We start from the raw sequence: 18004 nt of genomic DNA on the forward strand, positions 1-18004 counted from the left end.
CTGCGGCTGCAGGCTGCAGGCGGCAGGCTACAGGCGGTGAAGAGCGTCTATGCCGGCAGCCTGAGGCCTGCAGCCTGAGGCCTCAGATATGTCTTGCGACTTCCTTGCCCTGGCCCAGCCGGGCGTGCAAAAGCTGTCCCCCTATGTTCCCGGCAAGCCGGTCGACGAACTGGCGCGCGAACTCGATCTCGACCCGGCCAGCATCGTCAAGCTGGCCAGCAACGAGAACCCGCTCGGCCCCAGTGCCAAGGTCCTCGAAGCGATCCGCGCCGAACTGGCCGAACTGACCCGCTATCCCGACGGCAACGGCTTCGAACTGAAGCGCAAGCTGGCCGGGCGTTGCGGTGTGTCGACGGCCCAGGTGACCCTCGGCAACGGCTCCAACGACATCCTCGATCTGGTGGCCCGCGCCTACCTGGCTCCCGGCCTGAACGCCGTGTTCAGCCAGTACGCCTTCGCCGTCTACCCGATCTCCACCCAGGCCGTCGGCGCCCAGGGCAAGGTGGTGCCGGCGAAGGACTGGGGGCATGACCTCGAAGCCATGCTCGCGGCCATCGACGCCAATACCCGCGTGGTCTTCATCGCCAACCCGAACAACCCCACCGGCACCTGGTTCGGCCCGGACGCCCTGGCGCGCTTCCTCGAACGCGTGCCGGAAAACGTGCTGGTGGTGCTGGACGAGGCCTACATCGAATACGCCGAGGGTGAGGAACTGCCCGATGGCCTGAAATACCTGGCCGCACACCCGAACCTGCTGGTTTCCCGCACCTTCTCCAAGGCCTACGGCCTGGCCTCGCTGCGGGTCGGCTACGCGATTTCCACGGCGCAGGTCGCCGATGTGCTGAACCGCGTGCGTCAGCCGTTCAACGTCAACAGCCTGGCCCTGGCCGCCGCTTGTGCAGCGCTGGACGATGCCGAGTACCTCGCCGAGGGCAAGCGCATCAATGACGAGGGCATGGTCCAGCTGGAAAAGGGCCTGCGCGAACTTGGTCTGGAGTGGATCCCGTCCAAGGGCAACTTCATCGCCGTGGACCTCAAGCGCGACGCCGGCCCGGTATATCAGGCCCTGCTCGCCGAAGGCGTGATCGTGCGTCCGGTGGGCGGCTATGGCATGCCGCAGCACCTGCGCATCTCCATCGGCCTGCCGGAAGAAAACGCCCGCTGTCTGGAAGCCCTGGCCAAGGTGCTTGCCCGTGGCTGAGGCGGCGCCGAAGAAACTGCGCCGTCTGGTGGTGGTGGGGCTCGGCCTGATCGGCGGCTCCTTCGCCAAGGGGCTGCGCGAGAAGGGCGTGTTCGAGGAAGTGATCGGCGTCGATCGCGACTCGGAATCGCGCCGCATGGCCGTGCAGCTGGGCGTGGTGGATCGCTGCGAGGAGTCGCTGGAGACCGCCTGCCGCGGCGCCGACGTGATCCAGCTGGCGGTGCCGATCCTGGCCATGGAGAGGGTGCTGGCCGAACTCGCCGGCTACGACCTCGGCAATGCCGTGCTCACCGATGTCGGCAGCGCCAAGGGCAACGTGGTGCGCGCCGCGCGGGTCGCCTTCGGTGGCATGCCGGCGCGCTTCGTGCCGGGGCATCCCATCGCCGGCTCCGAGCAGAGCGGGGTGGAAGCGGCCAGGGCGGACCTCTATCGCCGCCACAAGGTGATCCTCACGCCGCTGGAGGACACCGACGCCGAGGCCGTGGCGCTGGTCGACGGCCTCTGGCGCGAGCTCGGTGCGGACGTCGAGCACATGGAGGTCGAGCATCACGACGAGGTGCTGGCCGCCACCAGCCACCTGCCGCACCTGCTGGCCTTCACGCTGGTCGATTCGTTGGCCAAGCGCAGTGAAAATCTGGAAATCTTCCGTTATGCCGCCGGCGGCTTCCGCGACTTCACGCGGATCGCCGGCAGCGATCCGGTGATGTGGCACGACATCTTCCTCGCCAACCGCGAGGCGGTGCTGCGCATCCTCGATGTATTCCGCGACGACCTCGACGACCTGCGCGAGGCTGTCGACAAGGGGGACGGGCAGCAATTGATGGGCGTCTTCACGCGCGCCCGGGTTGCCCGTGAGCACTTCAGCAAAATCCTGGCCCAACGGGCCTATGTGGACGCCATGCACGACAATGACCTGATTTACCTGGCCCAGCCGGGTGGCCGCCTCTCTGGACGCGTTCGCGTACCGGGCGACAAGTCCATTTCCCACCGCTCGATCATGCTCGGCTCGCTGGCCGAAGGGACCACCGAGGTCGAAGGCTTCCTCGAAGGCGAGGATGCGCTGGCGACCATCCAGGCGTTCCGCGACATGGGCGTGGTCATCGAAGGCCCGCACCACGGTCGCGTGACCGTCCACGGCGTCGGCCTGCACGGCCTGAAGCCGCCGCCCGGCCCGATCTACCTGGGCAACTCCGGTACTTCCATGCGCCTGCTCAGCGGCCTGCTCGCTGCCCAGCCGTTCGACACCACCCTGACCGGCGACGCCTCGCTGTCCAAGCGTCCGATGAACCGCGTGGCCAAGCCGCTGCGCGAGATGGGCGCGGTGATCGAGACCGGTCCGGAAGGCCGTCCGCCGCTGACCATCCGTGGCGGCCAGAAACTCACCGGCATGCACTACGACATGCCCATGGCCAGTGCCCAGGTGAAGTCCTGCCTGCTGCTCGCCGGCCTCTACGCCGCCGGTGAAACCTCCACCACCGAGCCGGCCCCGACCCGCGACCACACCGAGCGCATGCTGCGCGGCTTCGGCTATCCGGTTGACGTGGAAGGCGCCACCGCCAGGGTCGAGTCCGGCCACAAGCTGACCGCCACCCAGATCGAAGTCCCGGCCGACATTTCCTCCGCCGCCTTCTTCCTGGTCGCCGCCAGCATCGCCGAAGGTTCCGACCTGGTGCTGGAGCACGTCGGCATCAACCCGACCCGCACCGGCGTGATCGACATCCTCAAGCTGATGGGCGCCGACATCACCCTGGAAAACCAGCGTGAAGTGGGCGGCGAGCCGGTTGCCGACCTCCGCGTGCGTTCGGCGAAGCTGAAGGGCATCGACATTCCGGAAGACCTGGTGCCGCTGGCCATCGACGAATTCCCGGTGCTGTTCGTCGCCGCCGCCTCTGCCTCCGGCCGCACCGTGCTGCGTGGCGCGGAAGAGCTGCGGGTGAAGGAATCCGATCGCATCCAGGTGATGGCCGATGGCCTGAAGACCCTGGGCGTGAAATGCGAGCCGACCCCGGACGGCATCATCATCGACGGCGGCCCGTATGGCGGCGGCGAAGTGTGGAGCCACGGCGACCACCGCATCGCCATGTCCTTCAGCGTCGCCTCGCTGCGTGCCGGCGCGCCGATCCGCATCCATGACTGCGCCAACGTCGCCACGTCCTTCCCGACCTTCCTCGGCCTGGCCTCCCAGTCCGGGATTCGCGTCGCCGTGGAGGGCAACTGATGTCCGCCCAGTGGCCGGTGGTGGCCATCGATGGCCCCAGTGGTTCCGGCAAGGGCACGGTAGCCGGGCTGCTCGCCAAGCGGCTCGGCTGGAATCTGCTGGATTCCGGCGCGCTGTACCGCCTGCTGGCGTTCGCCGCCGGTAACCATGGCATCGACCTGACCAACGAGGAGGCGCTGAAGGTTCTTGCGGCGCACCTCGATGTGCAGTTCACCCACGGCAAGGGCGGGCAGGGGCAGCACATCATCCTCGAAGGGGAAGACGTCACCGACACCATCCGCACCGAACAGGCCGGCGCCGGCGCCTCGCAGGTCGCCGCGCTGCCGGCGGTGCGCGAGGCACTGCTGCAGCGCCAGCGCGCATTCCTCGAAGCGCCCGGCCTGGTCGCCGATGGCCGCGACATGGGCACCGTGGTGTTCCCCGACGCGCCGCTGAAGATCTTCCTCACCGCCTCCGCCGAGGAGCGTGGCCGCCGCCGCTACCTGCAGCTCAAGGCCAAGGGCCTGGAAGTCGACCAGGCGGCGCTCACCGAGGAAATCCGTCTGCGCGACGAACGCGACAGCCAGCGCGCCGTGGCTCCGCTGAAGCCGGCGGACGATGCGATAGTGGTGGATTCCACCAGTTTGTCCATTGAGGAAGTCCTGCAGCGCCTGCACGAGGAAATGGCACGCTGCGGTTTGCTGGACTGAGTCTCCAGCCGGGTGTGGAAAGCTCCGGGGTTCGGAGCTTTCCTACCTGATTCGCGGCGCGTTCCTGCTGCCGGTAGTCGGTCCCAACTGCCAGCATAACCAGCTCATTCGGTAGTGCCCGCCCATCATGGACGGGTCTGAATTCGCTGGTATCCGTCCTTGTCCCATCTGTCCGCTCCCACCCGCTCCGTATCGCTTTCCTCCCGGGCCCGGCTGCTGCTCGCATTCGTTCGCCGCGATGTCGCGGCACGCTACCAGGGCACGCTGCTCGGCGGCTTCTGGGTGCTGCTCGCGCCCTTCCTGCTGCTGATGGTCTACACCTTCGTCTTCGGCCATGTGCTGAAGTCGCGCTGGGGCAGCGACCAGGACACCGCTTCGTTCGCCCTGACCCTGTATTCCGGCCTGCTGCTCAACGGCATTCTCGCCGACAGCCTGTCACGCGCCGCAACGGTCATCCACGGGCACGGCAACTATGTGAAGAAGCTGGTTTTCCCCCTGGAGATCCTGCCCCTCTCGCTGGTGCTCTCGGCGCTGGTCAACGCGATCATCGGCTTCCTCATCCTGGCGCTGCTGCTGCCATTGCTGGGGCACGTGCCCAGCTGGAAAATCCTGCTGGTGCCGCTGATGCTGCTACCCATGCTGCTGTGCGCCAGCGGTCTTGCCTGGTTCTTCGCGGCCCTTGGCGCCTATTTCCGCGACATCAGCCAGTTCATCCAGCTGCTGCTGGTGCTGATCCTGTTCATCAGCCCGGTTCTCTATCCCCTTTCCGCCCTGCCGGAAAATCTGCGCGCCTATCTCGCGCTGAATCCCCTGACCATTCCGCTGGAGATGATCCGTCACGCCTTCTTCGGCACGCCCATGCCGTCGACCGGGCAGGTCATGGCCTACCTCGGCGCGTCATCGCTGGCATCGCTTCTCGGCCTGCTGTGGTTCCAGCGCATGCAGGACGGGTTCGCCGATGTGCTCTGAACTTGCCGCCGAACTGCCGGAACAGGATTTGCCGCTGGGCCGGCGCCTGATCCAGCGCGGGCTGGCCAGCGCGCAGGAAGTGGAGCGGGCGCTGGAACTGCAGGCCCGGCTGGGCGGCAGGCTGGGGGCGATCCTGATGCGCTCGGGCGTCATTTCCGAAACGGCGTTGCTCGACGTGCTGGCCGAGCAGTTGGCCATGCCCCTGCTCGGGGTGAGCCTGGAACCGCCGGGCAATGCCGCGATAGCGGGCTTTCTCGACAGCACCCCGATCAGGCTCGACTGGTTCGTCGCCGAGCAGGTGGTGATCTGGGAGGACGCGCAGGCGCGGCTGCTGTTCGCAGCCCGCGATCCCCTGGCGGCGCCGCTGCAGGACACCCTGCGCTATTTCTATCCGGGACGGGAGTTGCAGCCGGTGCTGTGCCGTTCGCAGGACCTCGACGCCTGGCTCGAATACCTGAGTGAACGGCAGCAGCAGGAAGGGCGCGATTCCCGGCTGTTCGCCGATGACGATATCCGCCATCTGCGGGAAATGGCCGAGGAGGCGCCGATCGTCGAACTGGTCGGCAACGTCATGGGGCAGGCCGTCGAACACCGCGCCTCGGACATCCACATCGAGCCGCGGGAATTCAACTTCCACATCCGCTTTCGTGTCGACGGCGTGCTGCAGTCCCGCCTGACATTGCCGCGCGAGCGTTTCGCCGCCGTCGTGTCGCGGATCAAGCTGATGTCCGGCATCGACATCGCCGAGCGGCGGCTTCCCCAGGACGGACGCATGAGCACGCGGGTCAGCGGCCAGGACATGGACGTGCGGGTATCGACCCTGCCCGGCGTGCATGGCGAGTCGGTGGTCATGCGCCTGCTGCCGAAGGAGCGGGAGGGCCTGCGCCTCGATCGCCTGGGGCTGCTGCCGGATCACCTGGAAATGATGGATGCCTGGATCAACGAGCCCCACGGCATCGTCCTGGTGACCGGCCCTACCGGCTCGGGCAAGTCGACGACCCTCTACGCCACCCTCGAAGCGATCAACGATGGCGTGCGCAAGATCATCACGGTGGAGGACCCGGTCGAATACCGGATTCCCGCCATCACCCAGGTCCAGGCCCACGCCGAGATTGGTTTGACCTTCGCCGCCGCGCTGCGCTCGATCCTGCGCCAGGACCCGGATGTGATCATGATCGGCGAGATCCGCGACCTGGAAACCGCCGAGATCGCCGTGCAGTCCTCCCTGACCGGACACCTGGTGTTCTCCACCCTGCATACCAACGATGCGGTGAGTGCCTTCACCCGGCTCATCGACATGGGCATCGAACCATTCCTGGTGGCTTCGCCGGTGCGGGGCGTCCAGGCCCAGCGGCTGGTGCGCTGTCTCTGCAAGCAGTGTGCGGAGTCCTATTCCCCGCCCTTGAGCATGGAAGACGCGCGCTTCGTCGAGCAGGCCGCAAAGCGCCTGTTCCCCGGGCAGGCCGCGAACTGGCTGCGCGCCCGTGGCTGCCCGGCGTGCCAGGGCATGGGCTACCGGGGGCGCCTGGGTATCTACGAGATGATCGATGTCTGCCCGCAGATGCAGGAACTGATCATGCAGCGGAGCGCAGTCGAACAGATGCGGAGTTTCGCGGCGAGCCAGGGATTCCGCAGCATGCGCGAGGATGGCCTGCTCAAGGCGTGGCTGGGCCTGACATCGCTGGATGAAGTCCATCGTGTGACCACGGGGGGCTGAACATGCGCTTCGACTATCAGGCGGTCGACCGTCACGGCAAACGCTGCAAGGGTGAACTGAACCAGCCTACGTACCAGGACGCCGTGCGGCAGCTCGAGGCGCAAGGGCTCACGCCTATCCAGCTGAAATCGAGCCAGCGTACATCCGTGGGCCGGCAACGACGCCTGCGTGCGGAAGAGCTGAACATGGCCCTGTACGAACTGGCGACCCTGCTCTCGGCAGGGGTGGGGCTGGCGGATGCGGTCGAGGCCCAGGAACGTTCCTCCCAACACCCCCGGATAGCCGCGGCGCTGCAGGTGATCGGCGATGGCCTGCGCCAGGGGCGTTCTTTCCCGCAGGCGCTGGAAGCCGCCAGCCTTCCGCTACCACGCTATGCCTACCAGCTGGTCGCCGCCGGCGAAATGACCGGCAACCTGGCGGGCGCGTTGAGGGATTGCGTGGAGCAGATGGAATACGAGCGGCGCACCCGCGAGGACATCCGCAATGCCCTGATCTACCCGTGCATCCTGGTGCTCAGCGGCATCGCGGCGGTGGCACTGATGTTCATATTCGTCGTGCCCAAGTTCGCCAACCTGCTGGAGCACGCCGACAAGTTGCCCTGGCTGGCCTGGGCAGTGCTGAGCCTTGGTGTATGGAGCAGGCAGAACGCCGTTGTGCTGCTGCTGGCCGCAGGACTTGTCATCGGCCTGGGGTTGCCACTGCTGAAACATCCGGAGTTCAGGGCGCGGGTACTGAACGGCCTGTTGCGTCTGCCGGTGATGGGGGAGTGGCTGCTGCAGGCGGAGATCGCCCGCTGGGCCAAGGTGCTCGGAACCCTGCTGGGTAACCGCGTGGCGCTGGTCGACGCCCTGCGTCTTGCCGGTGAAAGCCTGCGTATCCGCCACCTGCGGGAGCAGCTCGAGCGGGTTACCCAGGATGTCAGGGGCGGGACGGCGCTGTCCTCTGCGCTGGAAGAGCGACAGGCGATCACCGCGACGGGAGGCAACCTGGTCCGGGTGGGGGAAAAGTCCGGCCGTCTCGCCGAAATGCTCGACAGCCTGGCCGGGCTCTACGAGGAGCAGGGACGGTCGCGGATGCGCAGGACCCTGGCGTTGATCGAGCCCCTGGCCATCCTGCTGATCGGCGCGGTGTTCGGCGTGATCATCACTGGTGTGGTGCTGGCGATCACCAGCGCCAACGACATCGTTTTCTGAACCGGGACCTGAGGCAGGCACATGAACACAGAAGGAGCGGAGGTGAGAAAGGTGACGGCAAGGGCAGGGCAGCGGGGATTCACCCTGCTCGAAATGATCGTGGTGCTGGTGATCATCGGCCTGTTGATGGGATTGGTCGGTCCACGGCTGTTTTCCCAGGCCGACAAGGCCAAGGTCCAGACTGCGGAGACCCAGGTGAAGATGCTCAAGGGGGCGCTGATGACCATGCGCCTCGACATCGGCCGGCTGCCTACCGAGCAGGAGGGACTGGCGCTGCTCAACGCCCCGTCAGCCGACCAGCAGACCAGGACGTTCTGGAAGGGGCCCTACCTGGAAGGCGGGGTGCCGCTCGATCCCTGGAATCATCCTTATCTCTACAGCGACAAGCCCGGTGCCGAGCAGCCGTTCTCCCTGTACAGCCTGGGCGCTGACGGCCAACCGGGAGGCGAGGGGGAAAATGCCGATATTGGCTACCTGCCCCGGCAATAGGCAGGCCGCCGGTTTCACCTTGCTGGAACTGGTGGTGGTGCTGGCGATAGTGGCGGCGCTCGGTGCGATCGTGATGCCCAGCCTGATGAACATGCATGAAGCCTGGCGGCGGCGGATCGACTTCCAGGATGTGCTCGATCAGCTGCAAGGGCTGGGATACCGGACGCGGCTCGACGCGGTGGAAACGGTGATCGGCCCCGCCGGTGTCGTTCCCGCGGGTCGACTGCTTCTGCCCGATGGCTGGAGCCTGTCGGCACGGGAGCCTGTCATCTATTGGCAGAATGGTGTGTGCCTGGGGGGACAGGTCGATCTAAGCCACGCAGGACGTACCGAAGTTCTGCAACTGGATGCGCCACTGTGCCGGATGGAGCAGCGCTGATGGCCGTATCCAGGCAGGCCGGCTTCACCCTGCTGGAAGCCGTGGTGGCCATGACGCTGCTGGTGCTGGTCGGCGGGGCGTTGCTGTCCTGGCTGAACAGCGGGTTCATCAGCCTGGAGCGCATCTCGGCAGCACAGCAGCGGATAGAGGCCACGCGTACCGCCCTGGCGTACCTGGAGCGCATCAACCCCATGATCAACCCGGCAGGAAGTGTGGTGCTGGGACCTTATCGGCTGGACTGGAACAGCCAGGCGTTGACCGCGCCGCGGCCGGTCGTGGGCCGCTACAGCGGCAACCCGGGAGCCTTCGATGCGGAGTTGTTCCGGGTCGAAGCGCTTGTCCGCAGCACTGGCGCTGCGGATGTGCCGATTTCACTGGAGCTGGCAGGATTCCGGCTGGCCCGCAGAGGCAGCGAATAGATGACGGAAAGTCGAGCTGCTGCCCGCCAGTCCGGTTTCACTCTGCTGGAGATGATCGTGGTGCTGGTGCTGGTCGCCTTCATCACTACCCTGCTGATGCAGGGGATGTTCTACGTGGCGCAGGTGAACGACCGTTTCCTGCGGCAGGGAGAGGGGCGCCAGGTTCGCGAGCTCGCATTTGGCTGGTTCTCGGATGCGGTATCGCATCTGGCCGCGCCGGTGAACGCCGACACGTCCGCTCGTTTTCGCGGCGATTCACGAAGTTTCGAAGGGGTGACGACGCTGGCCGCCGACCGTCGAGCGGGCATTCCCGTGCCGTTCGCCTACCGCATCGAGGCTGACGCGCAAGAGAAATCCTCGTCCGCGGAATTCATCTACGTGCGCATGGCGCAAGGCAGTCGCTGGCCGCTCATGAAGCTTCCGGGCGATGCCCGGTTCCAGTACCAGGATGCCCATGGCGGCTGGCATGAGGACTGGCCTCCCGAACCGGCGCTGGCGGACCGCCTGCCGGAGGCCGTGGCTCTGTCATCCACCGAAGGCAGCCTGTTCGTGCTGGCCAGTGTGCTGACTCCCAGGCTGGGGTTGAACCTCGATGACCGTTGACCGGGGCATCGCCTGCATACGCCGTCCCGAAGCCAGTGGAGGGTTCGTGCTGGTCGGGGTGATCTGGTTCCTGGCCGTCATGGCCCTGGTGGTGGGCGGCGCTGTACTGTGGATCGAGCGGGGCCTGGATGGCGTCGAGGCGGAGCGGCAACTGCTGCAGCGGGAGATCGGCGAACGATCGATGCTCAGCCGGCTGACCTGGCTGATCTCCACCAACCGCTTGACTGTCGCCGGGCAGACCACGCCGGACAGTGTCGCTTCGCAAACGACCGACATGGATGCGTCGAGCCTGCCGGTGGGGGCGGAACTGCCGCTGGACGGCCGGGAATACTGCCTGGCCAACGGCTGGTGCTTCACCCTCATGGACCATGCCGCGCGCCTCAGCCTGAGCGCAGGCACTCCCGCCACGCTGACCTCGTTGCTGGTGGGCCTGGGAGTGCCCGCGGAAAGCACGCCGCAGATGCTGCTGGACCTCGGCCTGTACATGCGGGCGCGGGCGGCATTCGGAGGAGAGGGCGCGATTTCGGCGCGGCTTCTGCGCAGCCCCATGGAGGTCTTCGTCCTGCCGTCCTGGAGACGTTGGGAGGATCTGCTGGTAGCGCGGGGCTGGTGCGATTTCGTGTCGGTGAATGAAGCGGGATTGAATTTGAACACCGTCGATCCGGCGCTTCTGAGCCTGGCCTTCGGATTCCCTGCGGAGAGTGCCTCGCGGCTGCTGGCGATACGTACCGACCACCCGATCATGATGAGCAGCGATGTCGCCGCGGTGTTCGGCATCCATGCCGGCAACCTGCCCGAGGACGGGTGGTCGCGCCTGGCCAGTTCGATTCTGCTGATACGCCTGCGACCGGCGAACGCCGTCGCGCGCTACGAATATCAACTCAACTTCGGGGCGGATGAACTGCATCAGTCGCCCTGGCAGTTCCTCCAGCGAAGGTCTTTGCAAGCCAATGTTCCCGATGCCACGAATCAACGAATCGTTCACGACACTCCTGGCGTTCTCGCCGCCCCGCTTGTGGCAAGTCCGTGACGACGAGGGGCGACCGCGTCTGGAGTGGTCGGAGCGCCCCCGGGGCCTGGGGCGCAAGGCTGCTACCCAATGGGTGATCGAACGTTCGCAATGCATCTATCGCTGTCTGGACATGTCCCATGTGCCTCGGGCTGGCCGTGCGCAGGCCCTGGCGCTGAAGCTGCCAGGTCTGTCGCCGTACCGCCAGACGGGCCACTACGCGGTCTGGCGGGGAGGGCTGGTGCAGTTGTGGCTATGGGACGAGCAGGCGCGAGTCCAGGCTGCGGAAGATTTCAGCGAGCCGGTCCGGCATTACCGCTGCATTCCGGAGACGCTGTTGCAGGCTCCTGCGACGGCGATGCCTTGTGTCCGCCTGATCGAAGTCAGGACCGGGCTGGATCTGCAGGTCTGGAAGGATGGCGTGCTGTTGCTCAGCATTCACCATGCCGCCGCACCATCGCCCGAACAGGTCCGCAATCTGCTGCGGGGCATCCAGGGATTGGACATGCCGGTCGCCTTGCCTGTCGAACGATTGGCGCTGCTGCCAGCTCCCTGGGCGGCGTCGGCGGGATTGACCCGGGCTGCCGAGTGGGAGTTCTGGCTATCCCGCGGGATGCTGGCGATGCTGCTGGTGCTGTGCGGTTTCCATCTGGCACAGGGCGCATCCTGGTGGTGGGGCGAACGTGACCTGGATGCCCGGCAGGAGGTGCTTGCGGCACAGGTCGAGCCATTGTTGTCGGCCCGAAACCGGGCGCAGCAGGCCAGCGCGGAGGCGGCAGAGTGGCAGCGGATGATGCAACAGCCTTCGCAGGTCGAACTGCTGCGGCGGTTGGCGAATCTGCTGCCGAATGACAGCCAGGTGCTGAAGTGGCGCTTTCACGAAAACGAACTGGAACTGCTCGTCGCGACACAGCGGATGGACCCGCGCTTCTTCGTCCAACGTTTCCAGGATGAGGGCGGATTCCACGATGTCAGGGTCGAGCCCTCGCCTCAGGGCGACGGCCTGCAACTCGCGATGAGCCTGCGCTGAGGACTGCACGTCATGGTTGATCTGTTGGAAGGTGCGCGTACCCACTGGTTCCGCTTGCTGGCGCAATGGCAGGACCAGGCCAGGCTGAGGATGGCGGGCTGGCTGATCCTCGCGCTGCTGGCGCTCAATCTCGTCATGCTGTGCAGCGATTGGCGGGAGGCCCGCAGGTTGGATTTCATCGAGTCGGCAAAAAATCTGGCGAAGCTGCAGGAACTGGCGGGGCAGGGCTACTGGCCGGAACGTGCTGTTCAGGCCGAAGACGTCCTGGCGAATTTCCGCACCCGCCTATGGCGGGCGCAGAATCCTGCTCTCGCCAGGGCCGACGTGCAGGCCTGGCTGGATGCCCTGGTGAAGAAAACCGGGCTGCAGGAAGCCAGGGTGAACGTCCTGCAGCCCCTGGATTTCGAGGATGGCAAGCGTACTGCGAGGATCGAGGCGCAGTTGCGCGCACGCTTCGATGCAGAGAGTTTTGGCCGATTGCTGTATGCGGTGGAGGGGGCTCCCCAATGGGTGAGCATCGACGCTATCGAGATCGGCAATCGGGTATCCCCTTCGATCAACCTGCAACTGTCCTTCCACTTCCTGCCTGACCCGCGTCGGTGAGCGAGGACCCAGGCGTTTCACCGATGCGGAAACGTCCTTCATCCGGGCAGGAAAATGCCGAAGTAGTTCGATGCCAGAATCACTGCCCGTTTCGTGGGTTGCTCCCGTGAATCAGCTTCTGGCCTCTGATGACTTCCTACAAAAACCTTCGTTGGTACCTCCTCCTGGGCGTGTTGGGCGCCCTCGCCGGTGTGCTGTCCAGACCGGCTTTCGATGAACCTCCTTCCCCTGGCGGCGGTGCTGAATGGGCTCCGCCGACGCCGAACTTCGTGGCTCTGGACGAAAGCGTTCCCGCTCGGATCGCAAGCATGCACCTGTGGGGCTCGGAGCCTGCGGACGGGCAGGGCAAGGACGAGCGAATCAGCGTGGATAGCGGGGGAGTTGCCAGGATCAAGGTGGACTGGCTGTTCCGCGGTGTGATCGATGAACCCAAAGGCCGCTTTGCCCTGATAGCCAAGGATGCAGCTTCGCCGGTCCTGCGTTATCCCCTGGGCGCCTCGCTCCCGGGTGGAGAGCATCTGGAGCAGATCGATGTTCAAGGTATTCGCTTCTCGCTATCGGAGGATGGCGAAGGCAGAGAATTCGAAAGGAAACTCTATGCTCCACTCGATTAAGTCGTTCGTCCCCTTTCCCTGTCGCCCGCTGTTCCTCGCCATCTGCCTGGGAGCGGTTGGGGGCTGTTCTTCCGGGGCCTTGCAGATTCCCGAGCCCCTGCTGGATCAACAGAAGCAGACCGGGCCCGACCAGCCTGCCCAAGGCGCCTCCGCAATCGATTCCGGAATGAACACGGCCGCGGAGCCGAAAGGCCCGAGCATCAGTGCCACGCCAGCGCCCCTGGCGACCCCGTCCGGTGGCAGGGTCGATCGTGATGATCGCCTCACGCTCGACGACAAGTCCGCGGACATTCGGGTCAATCTGGAAGACGTTGATCTGCCTGCCTTCGTGAATGAAGTCTTTGGCAACCTGTTGGGATTGCCGTTCGAGATCGACAGCGCGTTGAAGACCCGCAACGAGCGCGTCACCTTGCGCCTTGAGCAGCCGCAAAGCAAACAGACCATCTACGATGTCGCGTCGCAGGTCCTTGCCAACTACGGAGTGGAAATTCTTCGCCAGGGCAACGTCCTGCGCTTCCAGATCAAGCAGATCGGCCTGAGCCCGGAGGAGCCGCCCATCCTCATCAGCGGCGATGCCCGGCCTGACGTGCCGATCGCCTATCGGCCGGTGTTCCAGTTCGTCCCGCTGAACAACGTCGACCCCAAGGATGTCATCCCGTGGCTGAACAGCGCCTATGAGAAGTCCGGATTGAGCGCCACTGCCGACAACCCCCGTGGCGGACTGATGCTCAAGGGCATGGCCGCCATCGTTCGCCAGGCTGCAGAAGCCGTGCGTCTGCTGGACCAACCGTTCATGCGTGGCCAGTACAGCCTGCGGATCGATCCGGCCTTCATCAGCTCCGCCGATCTGGCCAAGCAGTTGAAGACGCTCCTGGCGGCGCAGGGATACAGCGCGAGCATCGGCGAGCCATCCGGCAGCATAGTGATGGTGCCGCTGGAGAGCTCCAACGGTTTGATTGTCTTTACCAGTCAGCCGGAACTGCTGGGCAAGGTACGCGAGTGGGCAGGGCAGGTAGACCGCATCCCCCTGGCTGCCACCATGGATCAAGGGCCGGGTGCGGAAAACGAGGGGCTGTTCTTCTACGAGGTGCGCAACACCAGGGCATCGGAGTTGGCCAAATCGCTCCGCTCGCTGGTTTCCGGCTTGCCGTCGGCGGGTGCCTATGGGCTGACGCCCGATCTCGGTAATAGCGCCAGCCGGCGTGCGGCGGCCGATAGCCCGGCCTTCACGCATCCAGGCCAGGAGCGTACGCAGAACGATATGAGCAACAACCGCCCGGGCCTCTCGCCGTTGCTGCAGTTGGCCGGGACTCAGGCCTTGCTCGGTGGTGGTAGTGGTGCCTTGGAAAGCCTGACCTCCGGCTTTGCAGGCAGCGGCAGCATAGTGGAAGACGAGAATCGCAACGCCATCCTTTTCCGTGGACCCGCGCGCACCTGGCAACAACTGCAACCATTGCTCCGGCAGATGGACAAGCCGGCGCGCCAGGTTCTGATCGAGGTGACGGTGGCGAGCGTCAACCGCGGAGACAGCAAGAGCATCGGCCTCAACTGGTCCTTCCGGAGTGGCAAGGCCAACATCGACAAGGACTTCGCGCGTGCATTCGGTCTGGGAGACAAGGGTTTCAGCTATGTGATCAATACGGCAGGCGGGACCAAGGCGACGCTTTCGGCCCTTGCCAACGACCAGAGAGTACGAATCCTGGCGACTCCGCGTGTTCTGGTCAAAAGCGGCGAGCAGGCAAATATCAACGTCGGCTCGGATATCCCGGTAGTCACGGGACAGCAGACCGATGGCAGCAGTACCGGTGGAACCTCCAATCTGCTGCAGAGCATTTCCTACCGCTCCACCGGCATCATCCTGAACGTGTCTCCAGTGGTGTATTCGAACAACAGGGTCGATCTCACCGTCAGCCAGGAGGTCAGTAATGCGGGGGGCGGGAGCGACTCTTCGTCAGGCACTGACTCGTCGGGCGGCAGTGGTGGTGCTTCCAGTCCGATCATCAGTCGTACCTCCCTGGAAACCGCCCTTACCTTGCAGAGCGGGGGCTCGATCTTCATGGGGGGGCTCATTCGCGAGACTACAACGGACGCCAACAGTGGCATTCCATGGCTCAAGGATATTCCCGGGCTGGGTTATCTGTTCGGCAGTCGGTCTCTGGAAAAGAGTCAGGATGAAGTAGTCATGCTGATTCAGCCGTATGTGATCGAAAGCGGGGAATACGCCAAGGAAATCACCGAAAAGCTCCGTCAGATGATCGAGCCCTCGTTGGCCTGTGCCAAGGCTCCCGGAGCCTGTTCCTGAATAGGTACCCGATGCCTCCGTGGGTTCCGTAGTATCTCGCGATCTCTGATAGCTAAAAACAACTCCCCACGACGCTCTGCTGAGATATTCAGTTCCGAAAGATAGAAATTTTTCACATTGATTTCTCGGATATTTCAGACGGGATGAATCGAGGGGGATCGTTATCCCGTGCAATTTTTTCTGATCTTGGGCTGTGACCTCTTCTTTCCGAAATGTTCGGGGAGCGATTTCTGAATGGAACATTTTCTTCGTATGTGGGTTATTTCTTACAAGGCATGTAGGTAAGTTCCGAGTTCTATTGGTTTGACTGTTTTTGCAGGTTTCATTGCTATTCGTATCCCCAGTGTGAATGTATAAAGCGTTCCGGGGGCTTTGCTGGTTTTCAGGCAAAAAGTCCGGTGCTTCAGCTGTTTGTCGAAAATTTATCCGACGCTGATGAAGTTGTTGGCTGAATATCAGCTGGAGACCAAGAGAAAATTTCTTGAATTTCGAGTGGGTATTCGGTCAAGGGGAAATTGAAACTAGGTCTGGGATGACGGCGCACCATCGTGATGTCGGGTGCGTAATCGAAGTATCTCGTAGTGGCCAGTACTTATTGCTCTGCCAATTCCCGCAGGGCAGAAATGGAAATTGCAATTCAATTAACAGGAGTTAACTAAATGTTGAAAAGGACACTGCTGGGCGCAGCGATTGCTTCCGTCATGTTTGCCAGCGCTGCGAACGCTGGTGTGATCAGCATCATCGTTGGCCAAAGCTCGAACGCGACCGTAACCCAGAACTCGCCCGGTGATGTGGATCAGTACGCTCCGGGGCAAGGCAACTACAAGGCTGGTACCAGTATCGAGACTGGCGCCAACTATGGCAGTCGCGCGGCCAACATCACTATCGCGCAGGAGATTTTCGGTAACCTGTCCGAATCGACCCAGTTCGATCTTCCGGACGTCGATTATGCGATCGATCTGAACAAGGCTGTAAATGCCTCCCTTGGTCATACCATCAAACTGACGCTTGATCGCACGGTGGCCCAGTACGCCAACGCAGTGACTGCCAACCAGATCAAGATCGGCACGCTGCCTGCTGGCCAGGGCTTCACCATCACCAGCGGTACCGGCGTGAACACCCTGGCGCTGACCCTCGATGCCGCCGGTGCCGCCGAAATTGCGTCCGCCACGGCTGCGGAGCCGGGCAAGGCAGTGGTGCACTTCATGTTCCGCACCAATAACACTTCCAATGGACAGCCTGCGCGCGTCGACCACTTGCGCGCTCCGCTCCAAGGTGATGCGACCTTCGTCGGCCAATCCTGGAATCCGAAAGTCAGCCTGCTGAACGATTCGCTGAACGAGCGTCGCTTCCAGGTAACCATGTCCGCACAACTGGATACCACTACCGGCCCGAATGCAGGCGACGCGAAGAACAACGATTCCGCTCAGCCGCTCATGGTGTTCACCTCGCTTCCCGCCGTCTACTGGGATGTGCTGAATACCAACAACTATGGCCAGTACCAGGTACTGCATTCGCTGGATCTTGCCAATCAGGACAAGGCATTCGATCCTGCCGTCTCCACTCAACCGGGCCTGACTTCTCCGCAGAACTACGGCGCGAACTACGCCCGCCTGGGCGCCGTGCGTCTTGGCGTCAATCCGGACGTGCTGAACGAAGAGGGGCGTACCGTCTTCGGCTTCAACGGTAGCGACACCCTGACGAGTTACATCAGCGGCAATTTCGCCGGCCTGCAGTCGGTAGGTCTCACCACTGACAACTGCCAGACCTATGCTTCCGGGTCCGCGGCCGTGGCTTATTCCTGGGATGCTGCGGCTATTGCCGGCGCTACCGGGAGTGACGGTATCGCCAAGCTGGCGCTCAATCTGAAAAATGCCGACATCAATCAGGTCTACAACATCTGCGTGAAGGCAGATGGCGTCAACCCGATGGTGGCTCAGCAGAGCTTCGCTGTCGGTCCGCTGAAAGTCGATTTCGGTAACGTGCGTTACGTTGACCGCGTAATCAATGGCGGTGAGCTGGATCACTTCTGGAAGAGCAGTTGCGTCGCCAGCCTCTTCAACCTGCCGGGTGGAAACAACCAGGACGCATTCTTCATCCGCCTGACCAACACCAGCGACAACGGCCGCATAGGCAAGGTGCGTGGTGTTCTGTTTGACCAGAACGGCAAGCGCTATCCGGACTCCGGCAGTGCCTACATTACCGACCAGTCTGGCAAGTCGGTTCTGAAAGCCCACGAAACTGGCGTTTACAGCGTTACCGAGGTTGCGCAGGCCTTCGGCGTGAACGGCAGTGACTGGAACGGAGTAGGCGGGCGTGCTCGCCTGGTACTGGAAGGCGAATTCCCGACCTGTGAGGCGCTGGGGCTGATCCGTACGCCGAACGGCACTCTGGTCAACATGACTTCTACTACTCAGGGCAACTTCAACGGCGATAGCGGTCCGTCCACCGTTACCAACCACAAGGCAGGTAACAACCGCAACTAATCATGGCAATGCCATGAAATTGGAAAGAGGTGGTGCAAGCCACCTCTTTCCCTGTCAATTCGCAGTGGTCAATCCAATGGATT

At 63.8% G+C, this 18004-nt stretch carries 16 protein-coding genes; all 16 read left to right on the forward strand.

Going from position 1 to position 18004, the window contains the following annotated elements:
• The first annotated feature begins 88 nt into the window (after positions 1-88).
• The 16 genes from hisC to BLR75_RS00140 all read left to right on the forward strand — a co-directional run bounded on the left by hisC (position 89) and on the right by BLR75_RS00140 (position 17921).
• On the forward strand, positions 89-1201 hold the full coding sequence (gene hisC / locus BLR75_RS00065; protein WP_084313035.1) for a histidinol-phosphate transaminase: 1113 nt from the start codon (positions 89-91) through the stop codon (positions 1199-1201).
• On the forward strand, positions 1194-3419 hold the full coding sequence (locus BLR75_RS00070) for a bifunctional prephenate dehydrogenase/3-phosphoshikimate 1-carboxyvinyltransferase (protein ID WP_084313036.1): 2226 nt from the start codon (positions 1194-1196) through the stop codon (positions 3417-3419). The genes hisC and BLR75_RS00070 overlap by 8 nt, the downstream gene beginning before the upstream one ends.
• Complete coding sequence (gene cmk, locus BLR75_RS00075; RefSeq protein WP_084313037.1) at positions 3419-4108, forward strand: (d)CMP kinase; 690 nt, start codon at positions 3419-3421, stop codon at positions 4106-4108. The genes BLR75_RS00070 and cmk overlap by 1 nt, the downstream gene beginning before the upstream one ends.
• A gap of 168 nt (positions 4109-4276) precedes the next feature.
• Entirely contained in the window at positions 4277-5077 is an 801-nt protein-coding gene (locus tag BLR75_RS00080) for an ABC transporter permease (protein WP_084313161.1), read from the forward strand.
• Positions 5067-6794 carry a GspE/PulE family protein gene (locus BLR75_RS00085; protein WP_084313038.1) on the forward strand — a complete coding sequence of 576 codons (1728 nt, stop codon included), beginning with the start codon at positions 5067-5069 and terminating at the stop codon, positions 6792-6794. The genes BLR75_RS00080 and BLR75_RS00085 overlap by 11 nt, the downstream gene beginning before the upstream one ends.
• A 2-nt stretch (positions 6795-6796) precedes the next feature.
• Entirely contained in the window at positions 6797-7987 is a 1191-nt protein-coding gene (locus tag BLR75_RS00090; protein ID WP_084313039.1) for a type II secretion system F family protein, read from the forward strand.
• Positions 7988-8080: 93 nt separating this feature from the next.
• Complete coding sequence (gene gspG / locus BLR75_RS00095; protein ID WP_371858132.1) at positions 8081-8476, forward strand: type II secretion system major pseudopilin GspG; 396 nt, start codon at positions 8081-8083, stop codon at positions 8474-8476.
• A complete protein-coding gene (locus BLR75_RS00100) occupies positions 8445-8855 on the forward strand; it encodes a pilus assembly FimT family protein (RefSeq protein ID WP_084313041.1) in 411 nt (136 codons plus the stop codon). Before gspG ends, BLR75_RS00100 begins: the two co-directional genes overlap by 32 nt.
• A complete protein-coding gene (locus BLR75_RS00105; protein ID WP_084313042.1) occupies positions 8855-9274 on the forward strand; it encodes a PulJ/GspJ family protein in 420 nt (139 codons plus the stop codon). The genes BLR75_RS00100 and BLR75_RS00105 overlap by 1 nt, the downstream gene beginning before the upstream one ends.
• Entirely contained in the window at positions 9275-9877 is a 603-nt protein-coding gene (locus BLR75_RS00110) for a type II secretion system protein (protein WP_084313043.1), read from the forward strand.
• A complete protein-coding gene (locus BLR75_RS00115; RefSeq protein ID WP_084313044.1) occupies positions 9867-10907 on the forward strand; it encodes a hypothetical protein in 1041 nt (346 codons plus the stop codon). The genes BLR75_RS00110 and BLR75_RS00115 overlap by 11 nt, the downstream gene beginning before the upstream one ends.
• Positions 10837-11916 (forward strand): hypothetical protein, encoded by a 1080-nt coding sequence (locus tag BLR75_RS00120; protein ID WP_169720266.1) that lies wholly within the window; start codon positions 10837-10839, stop codon positions 11914-11916. The genes BLR75_RS00115 and BLR75_RS00120 overlap by 71 nt, the downstream gene beginning before the upstream one ends.
• Positions 11917-11928: 12 nt before the next feature.
• Positions 11929-12519 carry a GspMb/PilO family protein gene (locus BLR75_RS00125; RefSeq protein ID WP_084313045.1) on the forward strand — a complete coding sequence of 197 codons (591 nt, stop codon included), beginning with the start codon at positions 11929-11931 and terminating at the stop codon, positions 12517-12519.
• 128 nt (positions 12520-12647) lie between these two features.
• On the forward strand, positions 12648-13133 hold the full coding sequence (locus BLR75_RS26605; protein WP_169720267.1) for a hypothetical protein: 486 nt from the start codon (positions 12648-12650) through the stop codon (positions 13131-13133).
• Positions 13117-15435: a type II secretion system protein GspD gene (locus BLR75_RS00135; RefSeq protein WP_084313047.1), complete on the forward strand. Its 2319-nt coding sequence runs from the start codon at positions 13117-13119 to the stop codon at positions 15433-15435. The genes BLR75_RS26605 and BLR75_RS00135 overlap by 17 nt, the downstream gene beginning before the upstream one ends.
• 659 nt (positions 15436-16094) lie before the next feature.
• Complete coding sequence (locus BLR75_RS00140; protein ID WP_084313048.1) at positions 16095-17921, forward strand: hypothetical protein; 1827 nt, start codon at positions 16095-16097, stop codon at positions 17919-17921.
• Positions 17922-18004: the final 83 nt, after the last annotated feature.

Source organism: Pseudomonas jinjuensis, assembly GCF_900103845.1.
In the GTDB taxonomy this organism is placed as follows: Bacteria; Pseudomonadota; Gammaproteobacteria; order Pseudomonadales; family Pseudomonadaceae; genus Pseudomonas; species Pseudomonas jinjuensis.

Bases quoted from the DNA above. Each gene is read 5' to 3' on its own strand.
- BLR75_RS00100 (WP_084313041.1), top strand. From the start codon at position 8,445: ATGCCGATATTGGCTACCTGCCCCGGCAATAGGCAGGCCGCCGGTTTC.
- BLR75_RS00120 (WP_169720266.1), top strand. From the start codon at position 10,837: ATGCCACGAATCAACGAATCGTTCACGACACTCCTGGCGTTCTCGCCG.
- BLR75_RS00140 (WP_084313048.1), top strand. From the start codon at position 16,095: ATGTTGAAAAGGACACTGCTGGGCGCAGCGATTGCTTCCGTCATGTTT.
- BLR75_RS00115 (WP_084313044.1), top strand. From the start codon at position 9,867: ATGACCGTTGACCGGGGCATCGCCTGCATACGCCGTCCCGAAGCCAGT.
- BLR75_RS00085 (WP_084313038.1), top strand. From the start codon at position 5,067: ATGTGCTCTGAACTTGCCGCCGAACTGCCGGAACAGGATTTGCCGCTG.
- gspG (WP_371858132.1), top strand. From the start codon at position 8,081: ATGATCGTGGTGCTGGTGATCATCGGCCTGTTGATGGGATTGGTCGGT.
- BLR75_RS00105 (WP_084313042.1), top strand. From the start codon at position 8,855: ATGGCCGTATCCAGGCAGGCCGGCTTCACCCTGCTGGAAGCCGTGGTG.
- BLR75_RS00090 (WP_084313039.1), top strand. From the start codon at position 6,797: ATGCGCTTCGACTATCAGGCGGTCGACCGTCACGGCAAACGCTGCAAG.
- cmk (WP_084313037.1), top strand. From the start codon at position 3,419: ATGTCCGCCCAGTGGCCGGTGGTGGCCATCGATGGCCCCAGTGGTTCC.
- BLR75_RS26605 (WP_169720267.1), top strand. From the start codon at position 12,648: ATGACTTCCTACAAAAACCTTCGTTGGTACCTCCTCCTGGGCGTGTTG.
- BLR75_RS00110 (WP_084313043.1), top strand. From the start codon at position 9,275: ATGACGGAAAGTCGAGCTGCTGCCCGCCAGTCCGGTTTCACTCTGCTG.
- BLR75_RS00135 (WP_084313047.1), top strand. From the start codon at position 13,117: ATGCTCCACTCGATTAAGTCGTTCGTCCCCTTTCCCTGTCGCCCGCTG.
- hisC (WP_084313035.1), top strand. From the start codon at position 89: ATGTCTTGCGACTTCCTTGCCCTGGCCCAGCCGGGCGTGCAAAAGCTG.
- BLR75_RS00125 (WP_084313045.1), top strand. From the start codon at position 11,929: ATGGTTGATCTGTTGGAAGGTGCGCGTACCCACTGGTTCCGCTTGCTG.